Source organism: Nostoc sp. DSM 114160, from assembly GCF_053470305.1.
Window position 1 is genome coordinate 1,226,272 of the sequence record NZ_JBPFGO010000001.1, and the last position, 26,124, is coordinate 1,252,395.

At 40.5% G+C, this 26,124-nt stretch carries 30 protein-coding genes; 12 read left to right on the forward strand and 18 right to left on the reverse strand.

Features of this window, described 5'->3' with window-relative positions; all coding sequences use genetic code 11:
* From NSTCB13_RS05745 to cls, 4 genes are all read left to right on the forward strand, one after another.
* The gene (locus tag NSTCB13_RS05745) at nt 1-813 is read left to right on the forward strand and encodes a pentapeptide repeat-containing protein (protein ID WP_448271667.1); all 813 of its coding nucleotides are present in this window, start codon (nt 1-3) and stop codon (nt 811-813) included.
* 245 nt (nt 814-1,058) lie between these two features.
* Nucleotides 1,059-1,904 (forward strand): endonuclease/exonuclease/phosphatase family protein, encoded by an 846-nt coding sequence (locus NSTCB13_RS05750; protein WP_448271668.1) that lies wholly within the window; start codon nt 1,059-1,061, stop codon nt 1,902-1,904.
* Between the two features lies 1 nt (nt 1,905).
* Nucleotides 1,906-2,547 carry a hypothetical protein gene (locus tag NSTCB13_RS05755; RefSeq protein WP_448271669.1) on the forward strand — a complete coding sequence of 214 codons (642 nt, stop codon included), beginning with the start codon at nt 1,906-1,908 and terminating at the stop codon, nt 2,545-2,547.
* A complete protein-coding gene (gene cls / locus NSTCB13_RS05760) occupies nt 2,516-3,349 on the forward strand; it encodes a cardiolipin synthase (protein ID WP_448271670.1) in 834 nt (277 codons plus the stop codon). The genes NSTCB13_RS05755 and cls overlap by 32 nt, the downstream gene beginning before the upstream one ends.
* A gap of 41 nt (nt 3,350-3,390) precedes the next feature.
* On the opposite strand, the gene NSTCB13_RS05765 is transcribed toward cls, so the two are convergent.
* From NSTCB13_RS05765 to purS, 4 genes are all read right to left on the reverse strand, one after another.
* Complete coding sequence (locus tag NSTCB13_RS05765) at nt 3,391-3,945, reverse strand: pyridoxamine 5'-phosphate oxidase family protein (protein WP_448268963.1); 555 nt, start codon at nt 3,943-3,945, stop codon at nt 3,391-3,393.
* Nucleotides 3,946-4,061: 116 nt separating this feature from the next.
* Nucleotides 4,062-4,586 (reverse strand): DUF937 domain-containing protein, encoded by a 525-nt coding sequence (locus NSTCB13_RS05770; RefSeq protein ID WP_448268964.1) that lies wholly within the window; start codon nt 4,584-4,586, stop codon nt 4,062-4,064.
* Nucleotides 4,587-4,987: 401 nt separating this feature from the next.
* Nucleotides 4,988-5,659, reverse strand: a complete 672-nt coding sequence (purQ, locus tag NSTCB13_RS05775; protein ID WP_448271671.1) for a phosphoribosylformylglycinamidine synthase subunit PurQ — start codon at nt 5,657-5,659, stop codon at nt 4,988-4,990.
* Between the two features lie 133 nt (nt 5,660-5,792).
* The gene (gene purS / locus NSTCB13_RS05780; RefSeq protein ID WP_292747447.1) at nt 5,793-6,071 is read right to left on the reverse strand and encodes a phosphoribosylformylglycinamidine synthase subunit PurS; all 279 of its coding nucleotides are present in this window, start codon (nt 6,069-6,071) and stop codon (nt 5,793-5,795) included.
* A 146-nt stretch (nt 6,072-6,217) separates the two neighbouring features.
* On the opposite strand from purS, the gene NSTCB13_RS05785 reads away from it, so the two are divergent.
* Nucleotides 6,218-6,622 (forward strand): Fur family transcriptional regulator, encoded by a 405-nt coding sequence (locus NSTCB13_RS05785; RefSeq protein ID WP_445628718.1) that lies wholly within the window; start codon nt 6,218-6,220, stop codon nt 6,620-6,622.
* A gap of 89 nt (nt 6,623-6,711) precedes the next feature.
* Here NSTCB13_RS05785 and NSTCB13_RS05790 read toward each other — a convergent pair whose 3' ends face one another.
* Nucleotides 6,712-7,281, reverse strand: a complete 570-nt coding sequence (locus NSTCB13_RS05790; protein ID WP_448271672.1) for a Uma2 family endonuclease — start codon at nt 7,279-7,281, stop codon at nt 6,712-6,714.
* A gap of 427 nt (nt 7,282-7,708) precedes the next feature.
* On the opposite strand from NSTCB13_RS05790, the gene NSTCB13_RS05795 reads away from it, so the two are divergent.
* Together NSTCB13_RS05795 and NSTCB13_RS05800 are read left to right on the forward strand one after the other, a co-directional pair.
* Nucleotides 7,709-7,945, forward strand: coding sequence for a type II toxin-antitoxin system Phd/YefM family antitoxin (locus NSTCB13_RS05795; RefSeq protein WP_445628720.1), 237 nt, complete (start codon nt 7,709-7,711; stop codon nt 7,943-7,945).
* Complete coding sequence (locus NSTCB13_RS05800) at nt 7,942-8,364, forward strand: type II toxin-antitoxin system VapC family toxin (RefSeq protein ID WP_448271673.1); 423 nt, start codon at nt 7,942-7,944, stop codon at nt 8,362-8,364. Before NSTCB13_RS05795 ends, NSTCB13_RS05800 begins: the two co-directional genes overlap by 4 nt.
* A gap of 122 nt (nt 8,365-8,486) precedes the next feature.
* Here NSTCB13_RS05800 and NSTCB13_RS05805 read toward each other — a convergent pair whose 3' ends face one another.
* Together NSTCB13_RS05805 and NSTCB13_RS05810 are read right to left on the reverse strand one after the other, a co-directional pair.
* Nucleotides 8,487-9,494, reverse strand: coding sequence for an SPFH domain-containing protein (locus NSTCB13_RS05805; protein ID WP_445628722.1), 1,008 nt, complete (start codon nt 9,492-9,494; stop codon nt 8,487-8,489).
* A gap of 236 nt (nt 9,495-9,730) precedes the next feature.
* Complete coding sequence (locus NSTCB13_RS05810) at nt 9,731-10,165, reverse strand: NfeD family protein (RefSeq protein ID WP_448271674.1); 435 nt, start codon at nt 10,163-10,165, stop codon at nt 9,731-9,733.
* 254 nt (nt 10,166-10,419) lie between these two features.
* Between NSTCB13_RS05810 and NSTCB13_RS05815 the strand changes: the two genes are divergently transcribed.
* From NSTCB13_RS05815 to NSTCB13_RS05835, 5 genes are all read left to right on the forward strand, one after another.
* Nucleotides 10,420-12,450, forward strand: a complete 2,031-nt coding sequence (locus NSTCB13_RS05815; protein WP_448271675.1) for a protein phosphatase 2C domain-containing protein — start codon at nt 10,420-10,422, stop codon at nt 12,448-12,450.
* Between the two features lie 522 nt (nt 12,451-12,972).
* On the forward strand, nt 12,973-13,782 hold the full coding sequence (locus tag NSTCB13_RS05820) for an ABC transporter permease (RefSeq protein WP_448271676.1): 810 nt from the start codon (nt 12,973-12,975) through the stop codon (nt 13,780-13,782).
* A gap of 671 nt (nt 13,783-14,453) precedes the next feature.
* On the forward strand, nt 14,454-16,292 hold the full coding sequence (locus NSTCB13_RS05825) for an SUMF1/EgtB/PvdO family nonheme iron enzyme (protein ID WP_448268969.1): 1,839 nt from the start codon (nt 14,454-14,456) through the stop codon (nt 16,290-16,292).
* 26 nt (nt 16,293-16,318) lie between these two features.
* Complete coding sequence (locus NSTCB13_RS05830) at nt 16,319-16,780, forward strand: hypothetical protein (RefSeq protein ID WP_448268971.1); 462 nt, start codon at nt 16,319-16,321, stop codon at nt 16,778-16,780.
* 619 nt (nt 16,781-17,399) lie between these two features.
* Nucleotides 17,400-18,074, forward strand: coding sequence for a hypothetical protein (locus NSTCB13_RS05835; protein WP_445628728.1), 675 nt, complete (start codon nt 17,400-17,402; stop codon nt 18,072-18,074).
* Nucleotides 18,075-18,583: 509 nt separating this feature from the next.
* On the opposite strand, the gene NSTCB13_RS05840 is transcribed toward NSTCB13_RS05835, so the two are convergent.
* The 11 genes from NSTCB13_RS05840 to NSTCB13_RS05890 all read right to left on the reverse strand — a co-directional run bounded on the left by NSTCB13_RS05840 (nt 18,584) and on the right by NSTCB13_RS05890 (nt 26,083).
* The gene (locus tag NSTCB13_RS05840) at nt 18,584-18,862 is read right to left on the reverse strand and encodes a GNAT family N-acetyltransferase (RefSeq protein WP_448273130.1); all 279 of its coding nucleotides are present in this window, start codon (nt 18,860-18,862) and stop codon (nt 18,584-18,586) included.
* Nucleotides 18,780-19,133 (reverse strand): GNAT family N-acetyltransferase, encoded by a 354-nt coding sequence (locus NSTCB13_RS05845; protein ID WP_448271678.1) that lies wholly within the window; start codon nt 19,131-19,133, stop codon nt 18,780-18,782. The genes NSTCB13_RS05840 and NSTCB13_RS05845 overlap by 83 nt, the downstream gene beginning before the upstream one ends.
* Before the next feature lie 64 nt (nt 19,134-19,197).
* Complete coding sequence (locus tag NSTCB13_RS05850) at nt 19,198-20,013, reverse strand: class I SAM-dependent methyltransferase (protein WP_445628731.1); 816 nt, start codon at nt 20,011-20,013, stop codon at nt 19,198-19,200.
* A 54-nt stretch (nt 20,014-20,067) separates the two neighbouring features.
* A complete protein-coding gene (locus NSTCB13_RS05855) occupies nt 20,068-20,280 on the reverse strand; it encodes a hypothetical protein (RefSeq protein WP_448273234.1) in 213 nt (70 codons plus the stop codon).
* Nucleotides 20,258-20,644, reverse strand: a complete 387-nt coding sequence (hpxZ, locus tag NSTCB13_RS05860) for an oxalurate catabolism protein HpxZ (protein ID WP_445628732.1) — start codon at nt 20,642-20,644, stop codon at nt 20,258-20,260. The genes NSTCB13_RS05855 and hpxZ overlap by 23 nt, the downstream gene beginning before the upstream one ends.
* A gap of 69 nt (nt 20,645-20,713) precedes the next feature.
* Nucleotides 20,714-21,196 carry an MFS transporter gene (locus NSTCB13_RS05865; RefSeq protein WP_448273132.1) on the reverse strand — a complete coding sequence of 161 codons (483 nt, stop codon included), beginning with the start codon at nt 21,194-21,196 and terminating at the stop codon, nt 20,714-20,716.
* Nucleotides 21,197-21,318: 122 nt separating this feature from the next.
* Nucleotides 21,319-21,939 carry an MFS transporter gene (locus NSTCB13_RS05870; RefSeq protein ID WP_448271680.1) on the reverse strand — a complete coding sequence of 207 codons (621 nt, stop codon included), beginning with the start codon at nt 21,937-21,939 and terminating at the stop codon, nt 21,319-21,321.
* Nucleotides 21,940-22,135: 196 nt separating this feature from the next.
* Nucleotides 22,136-22,912: a sulfite exporter TauE/SafE family protein gene (locus tag NSTCB13_RS05875; RefSeq protein ID WP_448268977.1), complete on the reverse strand. Its 777-nt coding sequence runs from the start codon at nt 22,910-22,912 to the stop codon at nt 22,136-22,138.
* A gap of 9 nt (nt 22,913-22,921) precedes the next feature.
* Nucleotides 22,922-23,578, reverse strand: coding sequence for an HAD family hydrolase (locus tag NSTCB13_RS05880; protein WP_448271681.1), 657 nt, complete (start codon nt 23,576-23,578; stop codon nt 22,922-22,924).
* Between the two features lie 15 nt (nt 23,579-23,593).
* The gene (locus tag NSTCB13_RS05885; RefSeq protein ID WP_448271682.1) at nt 23,594-24,517 is read right to left on the reverse strand and encodes a DMT family transporter; all 924 of its coding nucleotides are present in this window, start codon (nt 24,515-24,517) and stop codon (nt 23,594-23,596) included.
* A 186-nt stretch (nt 24,518-24,703) separates the two neighbouring features.
* On the reverse strand, nt 24,704-26,083 hold the full coding sequence (locus NSTCB13_RS05890; protein ID WP_448268980.1) for an LLM class flavin-dependent oxidoreductase: 1,380 nt from the start codon (nt 26,081-26,083) through the stop codon (nt 24,704-24,706).
* Between the last annotated feature and the right edge of the window lie 41 nt (nt 26,084-26,124).

Sequence of the window (26,124 nt, forward strand, 5' to 3'; positions counted from 1 at the left end):
TTGCTAGCAACTAAAAAATGTCCCAAGTGTGACTTAGGTGGTGCAGATTTAACAAATGCTGATTTAGCTGGAGCAGATTTAAGAGAAGCTGAACTGACAGATGCTAAATTAAATGGTGCAAATTTACAAGGAGCCGATCTACGGCAAGCAGAGATGCGATGGACTGATAAATCTGAAGACGATCGTGGAGAATCTGGATTCTCAGAAATGGGTGATATTGATTTTAGTTGTAATGTAGACTATAAAGTTTCGTTAGAGAAAGTTAACTTACAATCAGCTAATTTTTCTGATACTAATCTCTCTGGCTTGTTTATTTCTGATAGTAATCTCCATGCTGCGAATTTAAGTGGTGCTAACTTCAAAGGTACGTATTTTAGCAAAGTAGATTTAACGGGAGCAAATCTAAATCAAGCTAATTTATCTTACACGAGCTTCGGCAATGTTAACCTTCACTCGGCAAACTTACAAAATGCTGATTTAAGCCACAGCGAATTAATCGTCGATGTAGACTTAAGAAATGTAGATATGAGTGGTGCTAGATTAAATGTCGCAAAATTGGATGGAAATGATTTAAGAGGTGCAAACCTCCGTGATGTTGATTTTACTCAAAGTAGCGTAGATAGAACAGACTTTCGTCATGCTAAAAATCTGACAACCGAGCAGATTAAATTGGCAGAAAATTGGGAAGAAGCAGTATATGACGAAGAATTTCGCGCCAAATTAGGACTACCTGCTTGCAAAACTAGGTTAGGTAAATATTTGGGAGATCCTTTCATTTTTAGTAAAATTAAGAAAGGATGTTTTCAAAGATAATCAGCTTATTTTTGAGACTTAAAGGTAATTTTTCCCAACCATTAAGGTAAAAGGTTGTAAAAAGTTGCCGTCCAAGAGGCAGAAATGCTTATTTATTTCTAAAGAATAATTGCAACCTTTGTACCTCTGTTTGAATTATAATCTAATTACAAGAGTCTATTTAAAAAGTAAATCTAAAGAGGAACAGTTGGGCTACCTAAGGATTTACTTGATAAATGGTCTTTAAATCCATTTAGATATTAGTAATGCCTAATATTCAAGAACACGTAAATACTCTTTTTACAAAATTTATTCCTGGTTATAGATTTTTCCGTTTACAAGAACTCACAATTGATAAAAATAATTCAATCCAAACAGAAATTAATAGTCAATCAATTAAAATTCTCAGTTGGAATATTGCTAAACAAAACTATAATAACGCTTGGTTAGAAGATTTTTCCAAAATAATTGGAACTTATCAGCCAAACCTCATATTTTTACAAGAATTTTCTTTAAAATTAGAAGCAGAGGAATGGGCAAAATGGTTGAAAATGAATTGGAGTTTTGCTCCTAATTTTGTAGATATTCATCATCAAACTTATTCAGGAATCTTTACAGCCTCGACAATCAACCCAATTACCAAAAAAGTTATAGCTACTAAACATTATGAGCCAATTGTTAAAACTCCTAAAATTTCTTTAATTACTGAGTATCTGCTATCTGAGCAAAATACAACTCTGATGACAATCAATACTCATTTAATAAATTTTGTAGATATAAATAAATTTAAAATCCAACTAAATGAATTAGAGCAAGCCTTATCTATACATCGAGGGCCACTAATATTTTCAGGAGATTTCAATACTTGGAGTCGCAAAAGAGCAGTTATTCTCAATCAAGTAACAACTCAATTGGGATTAACGCCTGTAATTTTCGCACCTGATGAGAAGGAGAAAATTAAACGCTTTCTGTTATCACCTCCTTTAGATCATATCTTTTATCGAGATATCAGTGTGAAGAAAGCCAGTGCTAAAGTGCTAGACCAAATTTGTTCATCCGATCATAAGCCATTGCTGGCAGAATTTACTTATACCAATACTCAAAAAAATTAAGATGCTTGTAGATGCTGGTGTTCTAGCTATTTTTAGCACAGCTACAGTTGTTGTTCATTGCGTGGGAGTTATACATGCAGCCCATGCAGTGATGAATGTGCGTTCTTCTCAAGGGGCAATTGCCTGGAGCATTTCTCTCATTACCTTTCCCTGGTTAACGATTCCGTTGTATTGGATTTTAGGAAGAACTAAATTTCATGGATATGCTGAAACACTGCGCTCAGTCTATGCACAACACTATAAGCTTTTTCATTCTACTTATAACGAACTGATTAAATTTCAGGTTGCACCACCAGATAATCTAGCCCAGTTGCAACCCTTAGCAGAGGCTTTTACAGACATTTCTTTCACATCAGGGAATGCTGCCGAATTACTGATTAATGGTCAGCAAACCTATGAAGCGATGCTGAAAAAGATTGCATCGGCGACGAATTATATTTTGTTTCAATTCTATACTGTTAACGATGACGAATCAGGTAATGAATTTAGAGAAGCGTTGATTGCTAAAGCCAATCAAGGAGTAAGCATCTATTTTCTCTACGATGAAATTGGTTCCAAGAAATTATCTCGCCCTTATATCCAATCTCTACAACAGCATGGAATTGCAGTGAGTGCATTTAACACCACCCAAGGGTCAGGGTAATCGGCTCCAATATAATTTTCGCAATCATCGCAAAATTTTGGTGGTGGATGGAGAAATCGCATTTGTCGGTGGACTAAATATTGGTGATGAATATTTAGGAAAAAATCCTCGCTTGAGTCCCTGGCGCGATACTCATATTATGCTTGAAGGCCCAAGCGTACAAAGCCTACAAAACTCCTTTGTACGAGATTGGTATTGGGCAACTCGAAAACTTATCGAAGTTAACTGGCAGGTAAAAATTAATCAAGAGACTAATCAAACTGTATTGATACTTCCTACAGGCCCCGCAGATCGTCTGCCAGCTTGTAAGCTTTTTTTCGTCGAACTAATTAATCAAGCTCAAACTCACCTGTGGATTGCTAGTCCATACTTTGTACCGGATGAGGCAACATTGTCAGCTTTAAAACTGGCAGCAATGCGAGGTGTCGATGTGCGAATTCTCTTACCAAATCGACCCGATCATTTATTTGTTTATTTATGTTCCTTCTCTTACTACACTGAAATGGAAAAAATCGGTATCAAGTTGTATCGTTACAAAAATGGGTTTATGCACCAGAAAATTATAGTCATTGATGAGAATTTAGCAGGGGTAGGAACCGTTAACTTAGATAATCGCTCTTTTGCCCTTAACTTTGAAGTTATGGGTTTTGTTACCGAGCCTGGGTTTGTCCAAAGTGTGAAAAAGATGTTAGAGGATGATTTAGCTGTCTGTGTTGCTGTCGATCTTAATGAGTACGATAAAAAACCTTTGTGGTTCAAGTTAGCTGTGAGAGTCTCTCGATTGCTGACTCCTTTACTTTAATCGCTAATATACGGATTAATAGAATAATCCATCAGGCAAAGTTAGAGTAATTTACTCAGTGGTGTTGCCAAACCGTCAAGGCTGACAAGATTTTTCTTCTGTTGATATTCTCTAACTCCTTCTTCGCCTTTTTTAGTAGCCCAGTTTACTAGAGTCTGTCGCTGACCTTGATATTCATAAAGTGGTACGCCAAAACCACAGGAAGTCTGGATTGTTTCAATGTCAGCGACGATAATTTGACGAGTTCCTGGTATCGGCAAAAATAGAGAATACAACGAGTCCCACTCTGGAGAATTCGGTAAAATGGTGGTTCCTTGACCGTAAAGACGCAAGATACACGGGGGTTCTTGAAAGGCACAAAACATGAAGGTTATCCGCCCATTTTCTTGCAAATGGGCTGATGTTTCGTTACCACTACCTGTGAGGTCTACATAACCTACTCGGTTGGGAGACAAGACACGAAAACAGTCTTGACCTTTAGGAGACAGGTTAACATGACCCGTAGGACTCAAAGGTGCAGAGCCGACAAAGAAAAGGTGTTGGGCAGCAATAAAGTCTTGCAGTTCTTCAGTAATACAGTCAAATAATTTAGACATAGACTGTCTGATTTATATTTACAAATTGATCGTTTTCTCAGCCTATGTCTTGGCTAAAAATCTAGCAAGGTATAATTACCGATGTCTGGTTTATCCCAAAAGAGTGGGGAGAACTGTTACTGTCTCATGTATCGACTAGCCATTTGGATGGCATCAGCAATATCGACATCGCCATCACCATCAGCATCCAAGAAGGAATTTAGGACAGGATTTCCGCCAGCTTGGGGATTTTGAGCATTGGCTCCTGATTGCAAAAACTTTAGCACCAAAGGTACTGCCAAAGGCAGCAATTGTTGAACGATACCAGCATCTAACCCAGTGCGTTGGGCTGCAACTTCAGCTACTTGCTGTTGTATCTGAGGAGAAAACAACGAATTGACGGCTTGGGGGTTGGCAGAAGTACCAGCATATTGACTGACTAAATTTTGTGTGGCTTCATTACCATCTGTAGCTTGTTTGTCTTGTAAAGCAGAACGTACTTGACCACCCACAACTGACAAAACTGATTGGATGGTAGAAGGATCTGCGCCTGTGCGATCGCTCAACTGCTGTACAGTATTAACAATGCTTCCTATTTCACCTAAGCTGCCCTGTTGATTGGGATTAGCGACAGCACCAAGAATTTGATCGAAAAGTCCCATAAGTTTGTTTCTCTCTTTGTTTTCAAAAACTTGCCAAAACTGGCTGGAAGTTTTTTGTGTACGCGGACTTTTGTAAGTCTACTAAAAGATTAAAACACGCAACCTCTAAATTTTAACCTATATCAATTCAATTAATGATTGCAACACATTCTTGAGTAAAGACGCGATGAATCGCGTCTCTACAAATGGTCTATTTGTCACATTCTTTTTTCAAATTGGTAAATAATTTTACCCAAATGTTTTTTTACTACAATTTGAGGTGCGTAGGCGAGCATTTACCGCAGGCATTGCTAACCCCAAACCTTTACTAATGCGTCGTTCGGAAAAAATAAATCGCTGTCTGAAAGATAGATGAACATTTTTCTACAGACAGCGATCGCAAAACGCTCAACTTATTTGCTTTACGCTAATGCTGCTACTTTCTCTAGTAAGCCTTGAAACAACCTCAAGCCATCACTACCCCCTAACATTGCGTCTGATGCCCTTTCTGGGTGCGGCATCATTCCCAACACATTGCCCCGGCGATCGCTAATCCCGGCAATGTTGTTTAGTGAACCGTTGGGATTCTCCCCTTCATAGCGAAATATGACTTGTCCGTTATCTTCAATTTTTGCCAGAGTGGCTGCATCAGCGTAGAATCGCCCCTCTCCGTGGGCAATGGGCAAAGTGATAACTTCACCAGTTGTATAAGCTTGCGTCCATAGATTAGTACGCTCAACTTTCAAGAGGACGCGATCGCAAATAAAATGTAAATCTCGGTTTCTAGTTAACACTCCTGGCAAAAGTCCAGCTTCAGTTAATACCTGAAAGCCGTTGCAAATACCGAGGACAAACTTACCCTTTTGGGCGTGTTCCACAATTTGTTGCATCACAGGTGAAAAACGCGCGATCGCACCACAGCGGAGATAATCCCCGTAACTAAAGCCACCAGGAATAATCACAACATCCAAATCAGCAATATCTGTTTCTTGATGCCAAACCATGCGAGTTGGTTGCCCCAGTAAATCTCTGGTTACATAAGCAACATCGCGATCGCAATTAGAACCGGGAAAAACAACAACACCGAATTTCATGATTAGTTAGGGGAGCAGGGGAGCAGGGGAGCAGGTGGTCACTGAGCGTAGCCGAAGTGGGAGCAGAGGAGGCAAGGGGGAGAAAGAATAATTAATGCCCAATGCCCCATGCCCAATGCCCTATACCCAATTCCTAAAATACCCCAGTTTGAGTTTCGACCTCAATTAATTCAAAGCGGTAATTTTCAATTACCGGATTTGATAGCATTTGGTCACAAATGGTATCAAGGTCTTGACGCGCTTTCTTCTCTTCAGTTGAGGTGATGGTGAGTTCAATGTACTTGCCAATCCGCACCTGGTCAACGTTATCGTATCCCAGTTGCTTAAGACCGGATTGTACTGCCACACCAGCGGGGTCTAAAACTGAAGGACGAAGGGTCACGAAAATTTTGGCTAGATACTTGGTTTGCACGGGCTTTTGCTGAATGCTGCGATCGCTATACTATAACTTTCTGTTCCAACTGAGTGAAAATAAGATTACGAAGCGGTTAAACTTAATCGATTGATTAGCTCATCCTAACAGCTTCAAACTACAGTGGCATACTTAAATAATTGTCTATGAAAGTCATACGCACCCGCAGTCAAGAGCGTATTTTCAACCTACTGAAAACTATCAAAAAAGGCATTTCTGCCCAAGATATTTACGTAGAACTACGTAATATCAATCAGAGCATGGGTTTAGCAACAGTTTACCGTTCTCTAGAAGCCTTAAAACTAGAAGGCATGGTACAAGTGCGAAATTTGGCTAACGGTGAAGCCCTCTATAGCCTAGCACAACAAGATAAACACCACCTTACCTGCTTGCAATGTGGCGTCTCAATTGCGATTAATCAATGCCCAGTTCATGACTTAGAAAACCAGTTAGAATCAAGCCATCAGTTTAAAGTTTTTTACCACACCCTAGAGTTTTTTGGGTTGTGCAATCAATGCCAGGTGAATCAAAGTACTGGAATTAGTCAATAGCCATACCAATTTTATGAGACGGATAAAGCGTGTTTTACTTCTGATTTCTGATTTCTGACTCCTGAATTCTGTTGTAATAAATGCTTTATTTAAACAAAACTCAACCAATTAAATACATCTGTAACTGTTAATTGCCAATTTTCCAAAACACTCAAAACGGGTAAGATATCTTGCTGTTCTTTTAATTCTGGTAATTTATTGGGTTCAAAAATCATGATGGATTCATCAGCAGAATCGAGTAACCAACCTAGCTTCGCTCCATTTTGAATCGAAAATGTAATTTTGTGGATAACTCGGTTAGGCGATTGTTCGGGTGAAAGAATTTCAATTATCCAATCTGGGGGAATCTCAAATTTATTTGTAATTTTTCCATTAGGAAGCAATGGAATTCTTTGCCATTCAAACACAGCAATATCTGGTACTATGGAACGACCTTTGAATGTACAGCGTAATTCAGGAAAGGCATAAGCAATTTTTTGTGGTTTAGCAATCTCATTAATAGCTATGATTAAACTGCTTTGTAAAGTACTGTGTTCTCCTTGCGGCATAGGCTTTTGGTATATTTTGCCGTTAAAATATTCGCTTGCTGGTTTTGTCTCTGGTAGTTTTAAGAACTCTTCTATATTTAATGCTGTAGTTGACTCAATAGATAAGGTCATAATTTACAACTTATCAAAGCTTGATTATTTGATCGCGAAAATAATTAGACAAGTAGCGCATAGGCATAGCCCATCGTAGACATCGCGCAAACTTACCGCTAGGTATCGCCTAAAATTTATTCTCTATCTTTCTTCTACCGTACCTATTTTTTATATATAGGACTAGTATTTGATTTTTGAAATTACTCGTAGAGGCAGGGAACAGGCAATAGGCAATAGGCAATAGGCAATAGGCAATAGGCAATAGGCAATAGGCAATAGGCAATAGGCAATAGTGAAGAAGAGGATTATAAGTGTACGGATTTTTTTCAGAAATCAAACCGGATTCCTATATCACAGAAGAAGATAGAAAACTACTCAATTCAATTACAATAATTTAAACAGGGAATTTTATTTTATCTTCAAATCTAACTACAGGAGTAATGGAGTGTTGAGAATTAGCGTTGAAGAAGCAGCTATAGATTTAAAATCTCTCTTAGAACGAGTAGCTAGGGGAGAAGAAGTAATTTTGCTAGACCAAGATAAAGCTGTAGCTCGTTTAGTTCCTCCGCTACAAAAGGAAGAACGATTAGCAAGTATGAAACAATTTCGTGATTCTCTTGCGATTAAGGGTGAGTCATTGAGCGCAACTGTCATCAATGCGCGTACAGAGGAACGTCGTTGATTTATTTAGATACAAGCGTTATCGCTCCTTTGTATTGGAGAGAAGCTTTGAGCGATGCAGTTGAACAATTATTACTCAATGAAACTGAAGTAGGTTTGAGTCAATTGGTTGAGGTTGAATTCGTTTCTGCGTTATCGCGTCGAGTCAGAATGCGAGAAATATCTCAGCAGGATGCAACAGCCATTGTAGAAAGGTTCCAAGCAGATTTAGATAGTGGATTTTATACTCAAATTGCGGTAGAAATAGTTCATTATAATTTAGCGCGTGAGTGGATTAGTCGATTTGATACACCATTGCGTACACTTGATGCTCTACATTTGACAATTGCATTTCAAAATAATATCCAATTGGTAACGGCTGATGAAGCTTTAGCAACAAGTGCTGAAATTTTAGGAGTTGAGGTTTTGTTACTGCGGTAAATCAAAGCATAACCAAGTCATTAGTCATTTGTCATTGGTCATTTGTCATTTGTTAGAAGGCAGAAGCAGGAGTTATTTTCTTCCCCTGCTCCTGTGCTCCTCTGCTCCCCTGCTCCCTATTCTTAACTAGAGCGATTGTTTTCTAATCCTGGGATTTGTTTGGAAAACAATTCGTTAGAGTTAACCTCACCATCTGAAACGACGGAGCGTATACCCTCTAAAGCAGCGGGAATGGAACGCGGATCTATAAAAATCACCTTGCTACTATCGCTTTTACCTATTGTCGCGCCCATATCTAAATAGCCCAAGGCAAATAGTACTTCCACTGCTTTATTGGCATTGGGGTTATTGTGGAGCTTTTGGGCAATAATTTCTGATGACTCTGCGATCGCCTGGGCTTTTAAAACCTGCTGCTGACGTTCTGCTTGAGCCTTCAAAACGATCGCCTTTTGTTCGGCTTCTGCTTGCAAAATTACCGATTTTTGACGAGCTTCCGCATCCAAGATTTGCGCGTCAGCTTTACCTCTGGCGCTATTGACAGCAGCTTCGCGATCGCCCTCTGAAGTTAAAATTGCTGCCCGTTTGCGTCGTTCTGCTGACATTTGCAATTCCATCGATTCTCGTACTGCTTGAGACGGAATAATATCTCGCAGTTCTACCCGTGTCACTTTCACACCCCAAGGATCGGTAGCAACATCCAAATCTCGTAATAAAAGCTCACTGATGTGAGAACGAGCAGTAAAAGTTTGATCCAACTCTAGTTGTCCCATTTCGGCGCGAATTTGAGTCAGCACCATATTTATCATTGCCGCTTGGAGATTTTCTACCTTGTACCAGGCTTTTTCCATATCGACAATGCGCCAATAAAACACTGCATCTACCTCAATACCAACGTTGTCACGAGTAATGCACTGTTGAGGAGGAATATCTAAGACTTTTTCTTTAATAGTTTCTCGGTAGACAACTCTATCTACAAAAGGAACAACAAAGTTTAGTCCTGGTTCCAGTTTTTTGTTATAGCTACCCAATCTTTCCACCAAAGCTTCATTGCCCTGATTGACGACTTTTACCGAACTTGCTACAGCAGAACCACCAAGAGCTAAAAATACTAGTAAAAAAAACTGTTCCATTATGAATCTCCTAATTTTAAATATGAAAAAGGGAGCAGAGGAGCAGGGGAAGAAAATAACTCCTGCTTTCTGACAAATGACATAATGACAAATAGACCTCTTGCAAAAGTCATTGAGATGGCGGGACAAGGAAGACAAGGGAGACAAGGAGAATAACTTCTGACTTTTTACTTTTATCCTGATGAAAAATCGATTTTTGCAAGAAGTCCAATGACAAATGACAAATGACAAAATACTCAAGAATTCAACAGATTTTCCGGTACAACAATCAAAGTAGTACCTTCCCTCCTAACTACGTAAACTCTTTGATCGGGTGGTATGGTAAATTTGTCATCGTCACATCTTGCTTGCCAAGAATTTCCCTCATACCGTACCCGCCCTGTTTTTCCAGGCAGAATTTCTGTTAAGGTTTCAGCTATGACTGCATCCCGAATTTTTGATTTGCGTTGTCTTGGTTGCAAAAACCGACGAGAAAGCACGATTAGGGCTATGGAAAGCAACAGCCAAACTACAATTTGCAACCATACACTTCCCATACCCACTCCAGACAGCAGCGCCACCACAAAAGCGCTAATTCCCATCATCAAGGCGACAAACGCCGACGGTAAGAACAGTTCCATTAAACATAAAACTGCTCCTGCCAGAAGCCAGATTAAGGTAAAACTTGGCATAGCGCCATCCTAAACTCTACATTGACGTAAATGCATTTCTACGATTAGATACAGCCAGACGTAAGTTATTTACAGAAAACAAAACTGGGTATTTCTACCAATAATTTTGTAATTTTGATTAATTTCAGTAACAAGGTGTAGCTAACGGTACACATGTCCAGTTTATTCTAGCCTTCAATTCATTGCCAGCTAAAGTTAATCGAAGTTTATGTATAAATAAGAATTCTGACTCCTGACTCCTGACTCCTATATTTATGATTTCTACTCAACTGATAATTTTTTGTATAAATCCACGCTGTAATAGCCCCATCAATCCTATGGGAGATAACGTTTGTGCCAGTTGCCAAACTCCTTTAGTTCACCGCTATCTTTGGGCGACTGGCTCATTGGCTGCTTACATCCCACCAGGCACAAAGGTAGCAGATAGGTATGAGGTAATTAAACAACAGATTTGGCTAGATACTCAACCGGGACTGCCGCCAGATGTACCTGAAGAATTGCCAGCCGCAGTAATTCCTTATTTACAGTTATATCAACAGCGGTTACATCTGCCCCAAGCTTATGGGTTTGCTAGTAATCTTGAAGAAGATACAACTGATATCCTTTTATTAGAAAATGCGCCGATAGATAAGACAGGAAATATCTATCCAACTATTGTTGAGGCTTGGGAGGAAGCCACGGCAGTACGACAAGTTTATTGGCTGTGGCAAATTCTCCAACTTTGGACACCTCTAGCAGAATTGGGACTTAGCCGCAGTTTATTAGTAGTAGACAACTTGAGAGTCGAAGGTTGGTGTATGCGACTGTTGGAACTCTATCAAACACCAGCTGATGAAAAGCTGAGTTTACAAAATCTGGGGGAATGTTGGCAGTTTTGGGTAGTTTCTGCAAAAACATCAGTAGCCAAAGCCTTACAGGACATTGTGCAGGAGATGTGTGAAACTGAGATTGAGTTAGAGGAAATTAGTATTCAACTCAATAATTTACTACTAGCGGCGGCGGCAGAATTGCCATTAGCCTTAAAGGTGGCAGGTTCTACAGATATTGGCCCAATGATGGCGCAAAATGAAGATGCTTGCTATCCCAATAGTTTGAGTGATTTAGATGAACCTTTATTGCGCCACTTGTCGATTGTGTGCGATGGCATTGGCGGACACGAAGGCGGTGAGGTTGCAAGTCAATTGGCTGTGCAGTCTGTAAAGTTGCAAATTCGCGCTTTACTAACTGAGGTGACAGAACAAACTGCACTTTTTCCACCTGAGTTGTTGCAGGAACAATTAGAAGCAAGCTTACGGGTGGTAAATAATGTAATTTGTGCCCGCAATAACGAACAAAAACGCCAGGGCAAAGAACGCATGGCTACAACTATTGTGATGGCGTTGCAAGTTCCACAACGAATCCAGACAAGTACTGGATGGCAATCAAATAATACCCATGAGCTTTACTTGGCTAATGTTGGCGATAGCCGTGCCTATTGGATTACTCGCAATTATTGCCAGCTACTAACAGTAGATGATGATGTGGCAACGCGAGAAGTACGCCTTGCTAAAAGCTTGTATCGAAAGGCACTTTTAAGACCAGATGCGAGTGCCTTAACTCAAGCATTGGGGACAAGAAATTCCGAATCTTTACGTCTCAATGTTCAGCGATTTATTCTGGAAGAAGATGGCATTTTGCTACTGTGTTCTGATGGTTTAAGCGATCGCAACTGGGTAGAACAATCTTGGCAGGATTATGCAATACCCGTGTTAACAGGGCAAATGACAGTTGAAGATGCTGTCCGCAACTGGATTAACTTAGCAAACGAAAAAAATGGCCTTGATAATACATCGGTTGTTATCACCTATTGCCGTGTCTCTCCAGAATACTTAGTACCCGTGACTCCGGCGTTGCCAGAAGAGATTATAGAAACAGAAATACAGGAAGAAGAACTAGAGAAATTAGAAGAATCAGAAGAACTAGAAGAACTAGAAGAACTAGAGAAATTAGAAGAACCAACTTCTTTTACAGAAAGTTCCCAAGCTTTGCTAGATTTGGATCTAAATTCGGATCTAGATTTGGATCTTTCAGAAGAACCACCTCTCAACCCAGAAATTCCACCAACTTTAATTACAAAACCGAAGTGGAGTAAACCTTTGGTAATGCTGGGGGGAGTGTTAGCGTTGCTTGTAGGGGGTACAAGTCTGGGATTATTTGCTTGGTGGCAAATTAATCCTCAAGGATTACAGCAGATGTGTCGGCAACTTCCCCAAGAAATGCAGTCAGTGTGTCCGAGTGGGAAATAGGGGACTTCCAAGTAAAAAATATTCAATAGCAGAGGGACAAGGAAGACAAGGGGGACAAGGGGGACAAGGAAGAAAGAAGTCTAGTTAAGAATAGTGGGCAGGGGGCAGGAGGGTCACTGAGCGTAGTCGAAGTGGAGCAGGGGGCAGGGGGAGAGAGTTTGAGCTTTATTTACTTTTGTTGGCACGGTTTGGTTTTATTGCACCGACTTACTTATACCGAAATATTTTAATGTTGATGAGAAATATTGCAGTATTGATAAGGAATATTCTAATGTTGATGAGAAATATTGCAATGTTTGCCAGGAATATTGCAATGTTTGCCAGAAATATTGCAATGTCTGCCAGGAATATTGCAATGTTTGCCAGAAATATTGCAATGTTTGCCAGAAATATTGCAATCTTGACAACAACTACTTGTACATTCTAATGGAAAAGAAAGTGGCGATCGCTAGTCAGTAATCATTGACTTTTTAGATAAAATATGATACAAACGATTGCTATCAAGAAAAATCATATATAAACGTGAATATCTCTCCATCTCTCAAAAAACCGCGTGTCTCATGGCAAGCGGTTTTCTCACTGCTGATATTTGTGTTCATGTACCTGCCCATACTGGTACTTGGCTTTTATAGCTTCAATAAGTCGCCTTACAGTGCAACTTGGCAAGGATTCACTCTCGATTGGTATCGCAGGTTGTTCAGTGACGATCGCATTTTATCGGCTTTGCAAAACAGTATGATAGTTGCCGGTTGTGCCGTGGCAATTTCCGCAGTGCTGGGAACCTTGATGGCGGTTGGGTTGGCGCGTTACGAATTTCCTGGTAAAAAATTGTATCTGGGTATTGCTTACCTACCATTGATTATTCCCGATATTGCGATCGCAGTGGCTACCCTAGTATGTCTAGCAGCCTTTGCAGTACCTTTGAGTTTGTGGACAATAGTTGCAGCCCATGTAGTGTTTTGTTTAGCCTATGTTGGACTTGTAGTTGCTTCCCGACTGACTAATTTAGATCCCCACTTAGAAGAAGCAGCACTAGATTTAGGTGCGACACCAACCCAAGCTTTCATCAAAGTATTGTTACCTCAATTAATGCCTGGGATTATCGCTGGTTGTCTGTTAGCTTTTGTTCTTAGCTTAGATGACTTTCTGATTGCTAGTTTTACTGCTGGTAGCGGTTCTAACACCCTGCCAATGGAGATTTTTAGCCGCATTAGAACCGGAGTTAAACCTGATATTAATGCTCTCAGTGTAATGTTAATTTTAGTATCTGCGATCGTTGCCTTTGTAGCTGAATTAATTCGCGCTTCTGGAGAGAAGAAAACTTTTAAATAAGACTTGCTATTGCCAATAAAAATTATGGGTAATTTGGTTCTTTATGAACTTTTTTAGATAGCGAACAACAGCTATATTAAAATATCGAGTGAGTTATGCTTGCTATAACGCACAAATCTCAATGTCATTCAGAATTTTAAATCTCCTGAGAGGTTGTTTTCAAAGTGGTTGGCTGTGATTTTAATCACATTTTTACCCCCCTTAATCCCCCCTTATAAAGCCTACTGTGGATACACAAGTCAAATTACCCCCCTTAATCCCCCCTTATAAAGGGGGGAAACTAGAAAATTTTGTTCCCTCCCCTTTACAAGGGGAGGGTTAGGGTGGGGTAAAACCAAGATTTATTAACTACTAGAGACTTGTGTATACACCGTAGCTTAGAAAGTGGGGAAATAAGAAATCTTGTTCCCTCCCCTTTATAAGGGGAGGGTTAGGGTGGGGTAAACAAAGATTTGATACACTACTACAGACTTTTAAAACATCCTCTAATGTAACTCTCTTAAATTTTGAATTTTGAATTTTGAATTTTGAATTGTATTCATCCTTATGCCCTCGTATAAAACATAGTTTTAAACACATGAATAAACTTCCGTGTTCGCTTCTCTACATAACTGTTTTCAATTAGATAATATTGGGGCTAACTTTGGAGAAGATGCTATTTCCCCCTCATTATGCAAATCTGCCAAAACCCCAATTGCTCAAATCCATTCAACTCTGATAGCAATAGATTTTGCGTGAGTTGCGGACAAAGCAACTTTGGCAAACTTCTCAGAAACCGTTACCGCGTATTAAGACTTTTAGGTGAAGGTGGATTTAGTAGAACATATTCTACAGAAGATGTAGACAGACTAAACGCCCCTTGCGTCATCAAGCAATTTTTCCCGCAGTTCCAGGGAACAGGACAACGCACTAAAGCCGCAGAATTTTTCAAAGAAGAGGCTTTTCGGTTGTATGAATTGGGAGAAAATCATACCCAAATTCCCAGATTACTAGCTTATTTTGAACAAGGTACTAGCTTGTATCTTGTACAAGAATTTATTCAAGGAAAAACTCTCTTACAAGAAGTTCAGCAGCAAATTTATGGCGAACAACAAATTTGGGAACTTTTAGCTGATTTATTGCCAGTTCTGGAATTCATTCATACCCATAACGTCATTCATCGGGATATCAAACCAGAAAATATTATCCGCCGTGCAAGTGATGAAAAACCTGTTTTAATTGACTTTGGTGGTGCTAAACAAGTAACACAAACCAGTATCGGAAGACAAGCTACGGTAATTTATACCCTTGGCTATGCCCCAACAGAACAAATGGCTGGATTTGCTTGTCACGGCAGTGATTTGTATGCTTTGGGTGTAACTTGTGTGCGTCTTTTGACTCAATGTTTACCCTTGCAAGATGCTTCTGGACAGATTAATGACCCTATTTATGATGCCATGAATGCTAAATGGTTGTGGCGCGAACATTTACAGAAAAAAGGTATTACTATCAGCGACGAATTAGGAAAAATTTTAGATAAATTACTCAAACATCTACCGAGTGAAAGGTATCAAACAGCAGTAGAAGTCATTAACGATTTGAAGTTTGCCACATCGAACATTGAACCTGTTGCCTTAAAAATTGTTTCGATGCCTCAATCTATATTACCGCCGCTACCACAAAAAGTAATCGTCCCATTACCCCCATTAGAAACCTTTGAATTTGATGTAGTGACAGTAGACACAGGTGGTAGAGAAGTAAACCGCATGAACTGTAACGCAAATTTCTTTGCTGAACAATTAGGTAAGTCTGTCACATTAGAAATGGTATCGATTCCTGGTGGTACTTACATGATGGGTTCACCGGAATTTGAAGGAGATGCTGACGAACGTCCTCAACATCAAGTTACTGTCGAACCATTTTTTATGGGTAAATTTCCTGTAACTCAAGCACAGTGGAGAGTAGTAGCAGCTTTACCCAAAGTCAAACAAGCTTTAAATCCCCATCCATCGAAATTCAAAGGTTTAGATAGACCAGTAGAAAATGTATCTTGGTATGAGGCTGTAGAATTCTGTCTCAGACTATCAGAAAAAACTGGACGCGACTATCGTTTACCGAGTGAAGCTGAATGGGAATATGCTTGTCGAGCTGGAACTACAACCTCATTCCACTTTGGCGAAACCATTACCTCTGAGTTAGTCAGCTGCACTATGGAACCAAAAAGCAAATTCCGTAAAGAAACAACAAACGTCGGTAGTTTTGAAGTCGCCAACGCCTTTGGATTGTACGATATGCACGGGCTAGTTTGGGAATGGTGTGCCGATTCCTGGCATAACAATTATAACGACGCACCCGTAGATGGAACAGCTTGGGAAATTGGCGGCGATATAAATCGTCGGGTGCTACGCGGTGGTTCTTGGAGTTTCAGTCCAGAACTGTGTCGCAGCGCTAGCCGTAGCTGGAATGAGTCAGACGGTGGACTGAGGGTTTGTGGCTTTAGAGTAGTATTTTCTGTAGAGGAGATTATTTAGTAATTTAATACCAAGCTATATAAATTATGAGCAATAGAATTGAGAAAGGTGACATAGTAGTTATAACTAAAAATGGAAAATATCATCAGCAAGTGGGTGAAGTTAGTCAGGTAGATTACAATATTTTCTTTGTCAAAATAGTCTTAGTAAAGTTAGGTAATCAAGAAGAAGCCTTTGAAGAAAAAGATTTACAATTACAAACTAAAAAACCGAGTCTACAAGAAGTTATTACATCAATAGACAAAATTTTAGAACAAGTTACTCAAATTCCCCACTTGCCGACACAAGAGCAAGTAGAGTTACCCAACCGTTTGAAATATCTGAAATTAGATATTCCTAAACTAGATAAGCAATTGATTCAAAAAAACTTCAACAGTATAGATAAAATACTTGCAGCAACAAGAGAAGTAGACTTTTCAGCCAGCTTTTGGCAGGAAATAGATCCTAATTTGGAGAAAATAAGCTGGTGGATTAGAACAAATCTGTGAACTAAAAAGTAAATCGGCGAGAATAAATCAGCTTTTTCTGGTTCTCAGCTAGAGTCTGGGAATACCTATTGTAAGGATACGCCTCCTAAATTTCCAGCAGAACTGCTTTTAAGGCATTACCTCTGGCTGGAAACGAAAACTTTCTCTTGTGTTTTGGCTGAAGTTGATATGCATGAGCATTGCTGTGCTTTTATCAACGTATTTATATCATTTTTTTATCATTATTACACTGAAATTATATATATAAGACAGTACTGCAACTCTTAATTTAAACTTATTAATAATTAAAGATAAACTTATGTTTGACCACTTCATACTTATTAGGTTGAAGGGTAAATAATTGGCATTGGGCATAATTAAACGTAACTATATTTTTTTCATTTTCTACCCTTAATGCTTTATGCTTTCTACTTTACGCTTGATTCTGATGATTGATTTTTATTTGTACCTACTTACTTAACTAAGTTTTTGAAACACCTGGTTTAAATTTTGTTATTAACTGCACGTTTACGTAAACTTAACTTTTGCAAATATTTTTTTAGAGTAAATTTTGACTTTATAGATTAATAAAAAAGGTTTTATTATTTAAAATAAAATACAAAGATCATCAGAAATATATATGCATTTTTTTCAGTTTGCAGGGATTCTTGGTTGTACTACAGCAGCTTTCATCTCAATCGCACCCATACAGGTAGAAGCTGCAACTTTTAAAGTGATATCTGGAGTCACCAGTATCGATCGCGATCACGAAGAGATTCTTAGTAGTATTGGGCTAAACTTGACAGGTACTAATCAGACGGTTGCACCAATTCCTAGCAATTATTTAGTCGGCTTCAACATCGACTCAGCCACCAACTTCACGTTCAGTGACGAGGGCGGTTTTACTCCGCTCTCAGGTACAATCGAGCATACTGGTACTGTTACATTCAACAATCAAATTACTGTTGGTAACTTTTCAATCGGTTTTGCTCCAGGACGTACTGTCACAGGTGCCAGCGGACTTGTTTTAAGAGATACGTTTTCTTTAAATACAATTTTGTTTGATTTGAGCGCTCCAGGACTTGTAGCATTTGATGGCCAAAATTTAACTATCCCTGATGTGAAATTATTAATTTCTCCAGAGTTTGCTAATATATTAGGCGACTCTAAATTGATCGGTTTGTTTGCTGGAACTGCACGAATTGATGCTCAAGTTGCTGCCGTCCCTGAACCTGATAGTGTACTAGCAACTTTAGTAGCAGGTGCAGTTCTTTTAGCAAGTAGATTTTATACTCGAAAAATTAAATGCACCTGATATTTTGAAGCATAGCCAACCAAAAGTTCGCTCTACAACCTATGGGACTTCCAACTACAAAAATATCCCATCGCTTTGAGGGCAGGGGGCAGGGAGCAGGGGGCAGGGGGAATGCGTTTGGAGGTATTGGGTAAAGGATAGACTTCTTGGCATTTGTCGGGAATTGGGTTTGGGGGAAAGGGTAAAGGTTTTGTATTTTCCCTTCCCCTTTAACCAAAACTTTTTCCCACGAGAGTGCAAAAAGCACTTTTGCCAAGAGCTTTGATGTATTCAAAACCAATACCTTTTCCCTTTCCCCTTTAACCTTTACCCTTTTCCCCCAAGAGTGCAAAAAGCACTTTTGCCAAGAGATATAATGGCTAATACCAATTCAATTAATGGTTGCAACACATCCTTGGGTAAAGACGCGATGAATCGCGTCTCTACAAATGGTTTATTTGTCGCATTGTTTTTTTAAATTGGTATAATTATATTTCCGGTGAACAGCCTCAACGTTGGTACAGAGATTATTAAACTTCTCTGTTTTTGAAATTACTTGTTGTAAAAAGTTTACTTTCTGAGCGCTGCACAGCATATATATAATGCGGTATGTCGCGCCAGAGTGTCTCCTGAACGACCTTGAGTCCGTTCTTTTCAGCTACACGGCGAGAGGGGATATTCTCTGGGCGAATCAAGGAAATGACGCGATCGCCGCAACCCAACACGTTAAAGGCGTAGTCTTGGCAAGCATACGCGGCTTCGGTGGCGTAACCCTGCATTTGTTGGTCGCGGCGGACATGATAACCAATTTCGAGTTCTCGATGTCCCTCGACCCTCTTGCCAAACCAGTCCGCAGTCGCCGATTACCTCGCCTGTTGCTTTCAGAACCATCGCCCATAAGCCCACGCCGTGCTGTTCGTAGTTGCGGCGATGTCGATCGATCCATTTTTCCACCATCTCGCGGTCAAAGGGCTTTGGGTAGTAGCGCATCGACTCTGCATCGCCGAGGACAAGCAGTAGCGCGTCAAGGTCAGAAAGCGTCATTTCCCGCAGGAATAGGCGTTGAGTTTCCAATATCATTAGTGAATCCTCATTTAGCCATAGACAAGGACTAAAGTCCTTACTACAAACCTGTTTATCGCAATTAAGCCCAGTTGCGTACTACTACAATTTTGAACCTCCTTTCACCAGACAAATCGTAGTCTAAAGAGCCGTAGTGTTGCAAAGCCCAGTCTTGCAAATCTTGAATTGCACGGGCAAAGATATCATCTGGGATGTGCCAGGTATGACTATTAACTTTGTTTTTATGATATTCAAGCAATTTGCCCACAGTTACTTCAGGCTGCCATTTGGCTGCAACAACTGTTTCTAAATTTGCTCCTTGTTCGCGCAACTCTGTTAAAACTTCTTCTTCTGTTGCACCATAACGGAGTAAAGGGTAATTATAGCCAGCAATGATATCTTGCCAACGTTGCTGAAAATCAAACCTACCCTGATTGATATCTTCATTAACTTTGCTGTAATTCATATTACCGTGAGTGTAGAGGTAAATTCCTCCCGGTTTGAGGACTCGACGAATTTCTGCTAGTGCTTGCTTCCAAGCTGAAATCAAGTGAAACACATGAACTGTCAACGCCACATCAAAAGAATTGTCAGCAAATGGTAGAGAAGTTGCATCTCCCTTAATTGCTGTTAATTTATGAGACACACCCTCTAGCTTTTGGTGCAGTTCAGCTAACATTTTTTCAGAGATATCTACACCAGTATAAGAGTAACCTCTTTTTGCGATCGGGACAGCAATTCTACCAGTGCCGATACCTGTTTCATAAAATTTGGTTTCTGTTGTTGCTGAAACTAGATTGAGAATAAAATCTGTGATTTCCTCAGAAATCCCAGGCGGTAGTCCTCGTGTTGCATCGTAGATATCAGAAACGCGATCGAATGAAATGGTTGCAGTCATATATCTTTTATCCTTTCTTGATAGTTATTGGCAAAGGCAACTATAGCCAGATGACTAATCAAATTGCACTTTACCAAGTTTTTTTAGAGCGAAGAATAATGAGCTAATATGTAATGTTTGCAGCAATATACCTTTATCAATACCTTCAATGACCTTTTTTAAAGGCAATAAAACTACATCAATTTGTTCGGTAACGTCTAACTTTAAATCAGCTACACATTCCACATCTGTTGCTAAAAAACAATCACACTGGCAATAATGAAACATGGGCTGAAACCACCTTCCAGCCTTCGGTAAACCTGTACCAAGTCTGGCTTTGTCGTCCGAAACGCTCTACACCATTGATAATCCGGTGAAATTCTAAAGTCACTGTTGCTGCATCTTTCCCAAAGGTTACAACCTTGAGATTCGAGATTTCTCGCTCTATTTTCGGGTTTGATCGATTCTGGCGAAAGTTACGAATTTCATCGCCACCATAGAGGTTTTCTGTGATGCCAAAGCGCACTACTTCGGGTGCATCCCAAAACAAGCTATCCATCACTTCCAAATTGTTATTAGAAAGGGCTTCTTCATACTTGAAGTACAAATCGGTTACTTCAGCTACAACAGCAGGGTCATTTATAGTAGTCATTTTTTTTACCAATTCTTAGTGTTATGGCTAGATAATGCACTCTTTCAAATAGTCAAAGCTATTTTTCTTTTAAGTTGCTTCAGTACGTAGATTCAGACGAACCAGATTGCGGAAGGTGGAAATTTGCTGCATAAAGAAAATTGAGCTTGCAATACAAATACTTGCACCAAGGATGACAGTATTGCTACTACCAATTTTGCTTGCTAGTGCGCCAGCTATTAAGTTGCCGATAGCAAATGCGCCTGTAGAGGCCATAACATAAAGACCAGTAATTTGTCCGCGATTTTCATCGCTCACCAACAACTGAAGCAAAGTGCGTCCGGCAATTATCTGCAAAATAAAGCCGAAACCAGCTGCTAATAATGAAAGCAGTGAAAGCCAGAATACACGGGATAAGGCAAAGACAATCAAGTTTAACCCCATAAAACCTATTCCCAATGTTAGAACTTTACCCGACTCTAGTACATTGCTATGCTTCGTTAAATAGATACCACCTGCTAAGGTTCCCAAACTGGAAGCTGTCATCAAGAAACCGAAAGTGTTAGAGCTGATTCGTAAAGAAAATCTGAAGGATACTCAACTCGTTACTAGGTCTGAGTTTCAGCGAATAAGTATTTTTTTGACTCAAATTCCTGAAATCCTTGCAAGACAAGTACTTTACTTGAGTTTACAAATTAGCTCTTAGGGCCACCCTGCAAAATCTCTTTAGCAAAAATCGGCCCCAAAGCTAAGTAAAATCCCCACACGCAGCAAACTAAAGCCGAACCAATCAAGACTGAGCGAATTGGCAAAAACCCAAAGGCATATTTAAAACTAGTTTTTAATTCTTCTAAGGGTTTGCGTTTGGGAATGACGGCTTTTCTGGATGTCAGCCGTATTGCTAGGAGGGCAATAATTACAGCGATGTAACTAATGCTATCAATCAGGAAACATAGCCCCGATCCCAGCGCTACAATCAACAAACCTGCGATCGCAGGTCCAACCATAAGTGAAACGCTGACAAGGGAGGAGTACAAAGCGATCGCATTACCGAGATTTTCCTTACTGACCGTTTCCGGTAGAAATGCTTGTCGAGTGGGAATATCGAAGGCGTTAATTATCCCTTGCAGTACACCAAGAAATGCAATCTGCCAAACGTTAATAGTACCGCTCAAAGCCAGCCAAGTCAGAGCCAAAGACTGAAGCATCCCAAGAATTTGGGCAACAAGCAGAATGCGATGGCGGTTGGTGCGATCGGCAATGATTCCACCTAGAGGAATCAATAGAAGTGTAGGAATTTGGCTGGCAAAGCCCACTAGACCCTAGTAACCAAGCGGAATCGGTGAGGCGATATACTAACCAACTAGTAGCTACTTGAGTCATTGACGTACCAATTAGAGAAATTGCCTGACCTGTGTAGTACAGGCGAAAATTTCTAGAACTAAAAGCACGCAACATGACCTGTGATTTGTTTGATGCTTGCATACATCACCCCTGAGTAGTTCCCAGTTCTTAACCGTGAATAAAAAAGTAGGCAGTCATGCTGAAGGCAACAATCATGACAAATTTCCGAATTAAGTGCGGTTCAAGTTTACGAGCATAATGGGCACTTAAGTAACCACCAAGAGAGCCACCGACTGCCATCAAAATAGCTTGATGCCAAGCAATCACACCAGCAAAAAGAAATGGAACGATCGCAATACCATTAATACAACTCCCTAAAAATGTCTTAAAAGCATTCATTTTGTGGATACTTTTGATACCTAACAATGTCAGAGTTGCCAGCATTAAAATCCCTATACCTGCGCCGAAGAAACCGCCATAGATGGCGATCGCAAGTTGAGCCAGTACCAAATTAAACAACGGTACAGATTCTGGTGATGTATTCTGGCTTTTACGCTGCAACCACTTTTTGAACGGTTCGCCAAAGGTAAATACAACTGTTGCTAGCAGCAATAGATAGGGAATCAGCTTTTTAAAGACATCTGGCGATGTATACAACAAGGCGATGGAGCCAATCATGCCACCAACTAAACTGACACCACATAGAAGTAAAAAATCTCGCCGCTCAATGCCCAAATCTTGACGATATGCTCCAGCACTGGCAAGGGAAGCTACCCAAATTGCAGTATTATTAGTGGCGTTAGCTGCGATCGGGGCGACACCTGTAAAGATGAGAGTTGGAAACGTGATAAAGCTTCCACCACCTGCTACAGCATTTAAGCCACCTGCAATAAAAGCGGTACTAAACAACAGCAAGCTATGGATAAACGTTAATGATGGTGGCATTATCTTTGATTACGAATTACGAATTATTAATTTGGGAATATCACTTGGAGAATGGGCAATCAAGTCAGCACCATGAGCTTTTAATTCCTCCTCAGTTCCATAGCCATAGGTGACACCAATTGAAGTAATATGATGGCGCTTGGCTCCAATGATGTCATGTGAGCGATCGCCTACCATCACCACACTAGAGGGTAAAAGTTTTTCTGTTAATAAAATATGGTGAATTAAGTCACCTTTTATGCTCCGTGTTCCGTCAAGTTCACTACCATAAATACCATCAAAAAGCAACGATAGCCCAAAATATTCAATAATCTGTGTAGCATAAATATATGGTTTGGAAGTTGCAACAAAAGTTTTATATCCAGCAAAACGAATGGCTTTTAGGACTTCTGGAATTTGGGAATAAAGGGAATTTTCAAATAATCCAATTGTGGCAAAGCGACGACGATAATGTAAAATAGCCTGTTCAATTACTGTGCTATCCAAAGTATTGAGTAATTGCGAAAAGCTATCTTTCAGTGGTGGGCCAATACACCAATGTAATTCATCAGCATTCGGTGGTTTGTAACCGAGTTCAGAGAGTGCATATTGAATACAACCAGTGATGCCAGGTTTAGGATCTGTCAAAGTCCCGTCGAGATCGAAAAGGATAGCGGAGAAAGGCATATCTTAATTCCCAATTCAACCCCTAATTTTGAGCGATTTCACAAAGCCTTCTGCACTAAGTAAGGCGATCCCCAATGTGACAACACCAATCCCGATGCTCTGAATCACGTTTAAAGTTTCGCTAATGGTTATCCATGCAACTAACGCTGTCAATGCTGGACTGCTAGAGCCGATGATTGATGCGGTAGTTGCGCCAATCATCTGAATCCCGACATTGTTTAAAGTGTGTCCGAGAAAGCTAACCAGACCAGAAAATATGCTACCAATCCATAGGGGTGTCCAATCAAGTTGGGCGTTTTTACCTGGCCAGAACAGTAAGCTAACACCAGAAAGCAGTAGAGTACAGGCAAAACTGATCCAGGTAAAGGGAATTGGATGGAATTTTTCTAAACATTTTTGAGCAATGATGCAATAAAAGGCGTAAACGATGCCAGCGCCAAAACTAGCGAAAATGCCGATCGCAATGGTATGGCTGCTATAAGTAGGAGAAGATTGGGGAATGGTGAGAGCGCTTCCTACCAGAATAATAGCCATTACTAGCCAACGAAACAATGTGGGGCGATCGCCAAAAAACCTCCAAGACAGCAGCGCTGTAAATACGGGATAAGTGAAGAAAAGGGTCAAAGCAATGCCTGTGGGAATCAAGCCAATAGCAATGTAGAGTGAGGCAATATACACAAACATCAGCACCCCACAGCCAAGAGCTTGGATTAGAATATCCCTACTGTTGCGGGTAAACAAGTATTGGAGTTCCGTCCAAGCAGATGGATATAGCTTGAATGATAGAGATGCCATGAATGGAACCACCAGCAGCATTCGCATGAACATCAGCAAGAAGGAATTCTGCAAATCCGGTTTAACGTATCCACCGAGTAAAAATAAACCTAGTACGAGATGTTCTGAAAACAAAACTCGGACAGTAACGTTGTGAAACGTCAAAACAAAGGAGGATACAAGAACCGTTAGGATGCCCAACACGATAAAAAGTTTCCGTAGAGACGACTTGATTGTATTGTTAAAACCACTGGAATAACAAACCAGATGAAGTTTGAAGAAATCAAAGCCGTTGCTTCAAAAGACGCGATAAATCGCCGTCTCTACAAGGAATTTATCCATCAATTATTACTATGCTAAGGAACCGGCGCTCACAGGTTCAGGAGCAGTCTTTGTGGTGAACTGGTTCACCGGACGGGGTAAACCAAGATTTTCGCGTAAAGTACTGCCTTCATACTCAGTACGAAATATTCCTCGGCGTTGCAGTTCGGGAATTACCAAGTCCACGAATTCCTCCAAACCCCCAGGTAGCCAGGGCGGCATAATGTTAAATCCATCAGCCCCACCATTAACAAACCAATCTTCTAACTGATCGGCAATCTGTTCTGGTGTTCCGAGAATCGTTCGATGTCCCCGCGCTCCTGCAATCCACAAATACAGTTGTCGGATTGTTAAGTTCTCTCTGCGGGCAAGATCGGTAATCAACTGCAAGCGGCTTTTGCCACCGTTGGTATCTGGCAGATCCGGCAGCGGCCCATCTAGGGGATATTTGGACAAATCATGGCCACCCACTAGCCCAGAAAGTAGCCCTAATCCGACCAAGGGATGAATCAACTCCTGAAGTTGCTCATATTTATCCTTAGCTTCCTGCTCAGTCTTACCAATTACCGGGAATACCCCTGGCATAATTTTGAGATGATCGGGGGAACGTCCGTATTTAGCTAATCTCCCTTTGACGCTGGTGTAGAAGGCTTGAGCCTCTGCCAATGTCTGTTGAGCAGTGAAAATCGCCTCTGCTGTTTGGGCAGCTAAATCCTGTCCAGCCTCGGAAGATCCAGCTTGTACAATTACTGGATATCCCTGCGGTGGACGCGCCACATTGAGCGGGCCGCGCACCGAGAAATATTTGCCCTTGTGGTGGGGAACATGCAGCTTTTCTGCATCGAAGTAAATACCTGACTCCTTATCGTGGAGGAAAGCATCGTCTTCCCAACTGTCCCAAAGTTTGGTGACAACATCCACAAATTCCCTCGCTCGTTCATAGCGTAGTGAGTGTTCTAGGTGGTTTTCTTGGCTGAAATTCTGCGCTGCGGCTTCAGCAGCAGAGGTTACGAGATTCCATCCAGCACGACCACCACTTAGATAATCCAGTGATGCAAACTTACGGGCGAGATGATAAGGTTCATCATAAGTCGTTGATGATGTCGCCACCAAACCGATATTTTCTGTCACAGCAGACAGAGCCGACAACAAGGTTAAAGGTTCAAAGTGGACACTGAATTGTCCCGAACGGCTAAAAGCCTCAGCCCCTTGTCCTCTATCCCAGACAGCTAAACCATCTGCGAGGAAAAGCATATCAAATTTACCCCGTTCAGCCGTTTGTGCCAGCTGCTTGTAATGTTGGAAGTTTAAACCTCCATCAGCCGGGGTGTTGGGATGCCGCCATGCTGCAACGTGATGTCCACTACCGGGTAAAAATGCTCCGAGTTTAAGTTGTTTTTTTGTACTCATATTTCTATTTGCGACGGCGTACTTATGCTTTTTTCGTTTTC

Excerpts from the sequence above, each read along its gene's own strand:
- NSTCB13_RS05750 (WP_448271668.1), top strand. The coding sequence starts at position 1,059 with ATGCCTAATATTCAAGAACACGTAAATACTCTTTTTACAAAATTTATT.
- NSTCB13_RS05755 (WP_448271669.1), top strand. The coding sequence starts at position 1,906 with ATGCTTGTAGATGCTGGTGTTCTAGCTATTTTTAGCACAGCTACAGTT.
- NSTCB13_RS05765 (WP_448268963.1), bottom strand. The coding sequence starts at position 3,945 with ATGTCTAAATTATTTGACTGTATTACTGAAGAACTGCAAGACTTTATT.
- NSTCB13_RS05770 (WP_448268964.1), bottom strand. The coding sequence starts at position 4,586 with ATGGGACTTTTCGATCAAATTCTTGGTGCTGTCGCTAATCCCAATCAA.
- purQ (WP_448271671.1), bottom strand. The coding sequence starts at position 5,659 with ATGAAATTCGGTGTTGTTGTTTTTCCCGGTTCTAATTGCGATCGCGAT.
- NSTCB13_RS05785 (WP_445628718.1), top strand. The coding sequence starts at position 6,218 with ATGAAAGTCATACGCACCCGCAGTCAAGAGCGTATTTTCAACCTACTG.
- NSTCB13_RS05790 (WP_448271672.1), bottom strand. The coding sequence starts at position 7,281 with ATGACCTTATCTATTGAGTCAACTACAGCATTAAATATAGAAGAGTTC.
- NSTCB13_RS05805 (WP_445628722.1), bottom strand. The coding sequence starts at position 9,494 with ATGGAACAGTTTTTTTTACTAGTATTTTTAGCTCTTGGTGGTTCTGCT.
- NSTCB13_RS05810 (WP_448271674.1), bottom strand. The coding sequence starts at position 10,165 with ATGCCAAGTTTTACCTTAATCTGGCTTCTGGCAGGAGCAGTTTTATGT.
- NSTCB13_RS05815 (WP_448271675.1), top strand. The coding sequence starts at position 10,420 with ATGATTTCTACTCAACTGATAATTTTTTGTATAAATCCACGCTGTAAT.
- NSTCB13_RS05825 (WP_448268969.1), top strand. The coding sequence starts at position 14,454 with ATGCAAATCTGCCAAAACCCCAATTGCTCAAATCCATTCAACTCTGAT.
- NSTCB13_RS05830 (WP_448268971.1), top strand. The coding sequence starts at position 16,319 with ATGAGCAATAGAATTGAGAAAGGTGACATAGTAGTTATAACTAAAAAT.
- NSTCB13_RS05835 (WP_445628728.1), top strand. The coding sequence starts at position 17,400 with ATGCATTTTTTTCAGTTTGCAGGGATTCTTGGTTGTACTACAGCAGCT.
- NSTCB13_RS05845 (WP_448271678.1), bottom strand. The coding sequence starts at position 19,133 with ATGATATTGGAAACTCAACGCCTATTCCTGCGGGAAATGACGCTTTCT.
- NSTCB13_RS05850 (WP_445628731.1), bottom strand. The coding sequence starts at position 20,013 with ATGACTGCAACCATTTCATTCGATCGCGTTTCTGATATCTACGATGCA.
- NSTCB13_RS05855 (WP_448273234.1), bottom strand. The coding sequence starts at position 20,280 with ATGTTTCATTATTGCCAGTGTGATTGTTTTTTAGCAACAGATGTGGAA.
- hpxZ (WP_445628732.1), bottom strand. The coding sequence starts at position 20,644 with ATGACTACTATAAATGACCCTGCTGTTGTAGCTGAAGTAACCGATTTG.
- NSTCB13_RS05875 (WP_448268977.1), bottom strand. The coding sequence starts at position 22,912 with ATGCCACCATCATTAACGTTTATCCATAGCTTGCTGTTGTTTAGTACC.
- NSTCB13_RS05880 (WP_448271681.1), bottom strand. The coding sequence starts at position 23,578 with ATGCCTTTCTCCGCTATCCTTTTCGATCTCGACGGGACTTTGACAGAT.
- NSTCB13_RS05890 (WP_448268980.1), bottom strand. The coding sequence starts at position 26,083 with ATGAGTACAAAAAAACAACTTAAACTCGGAGCATTTTTACCCGGTAGT.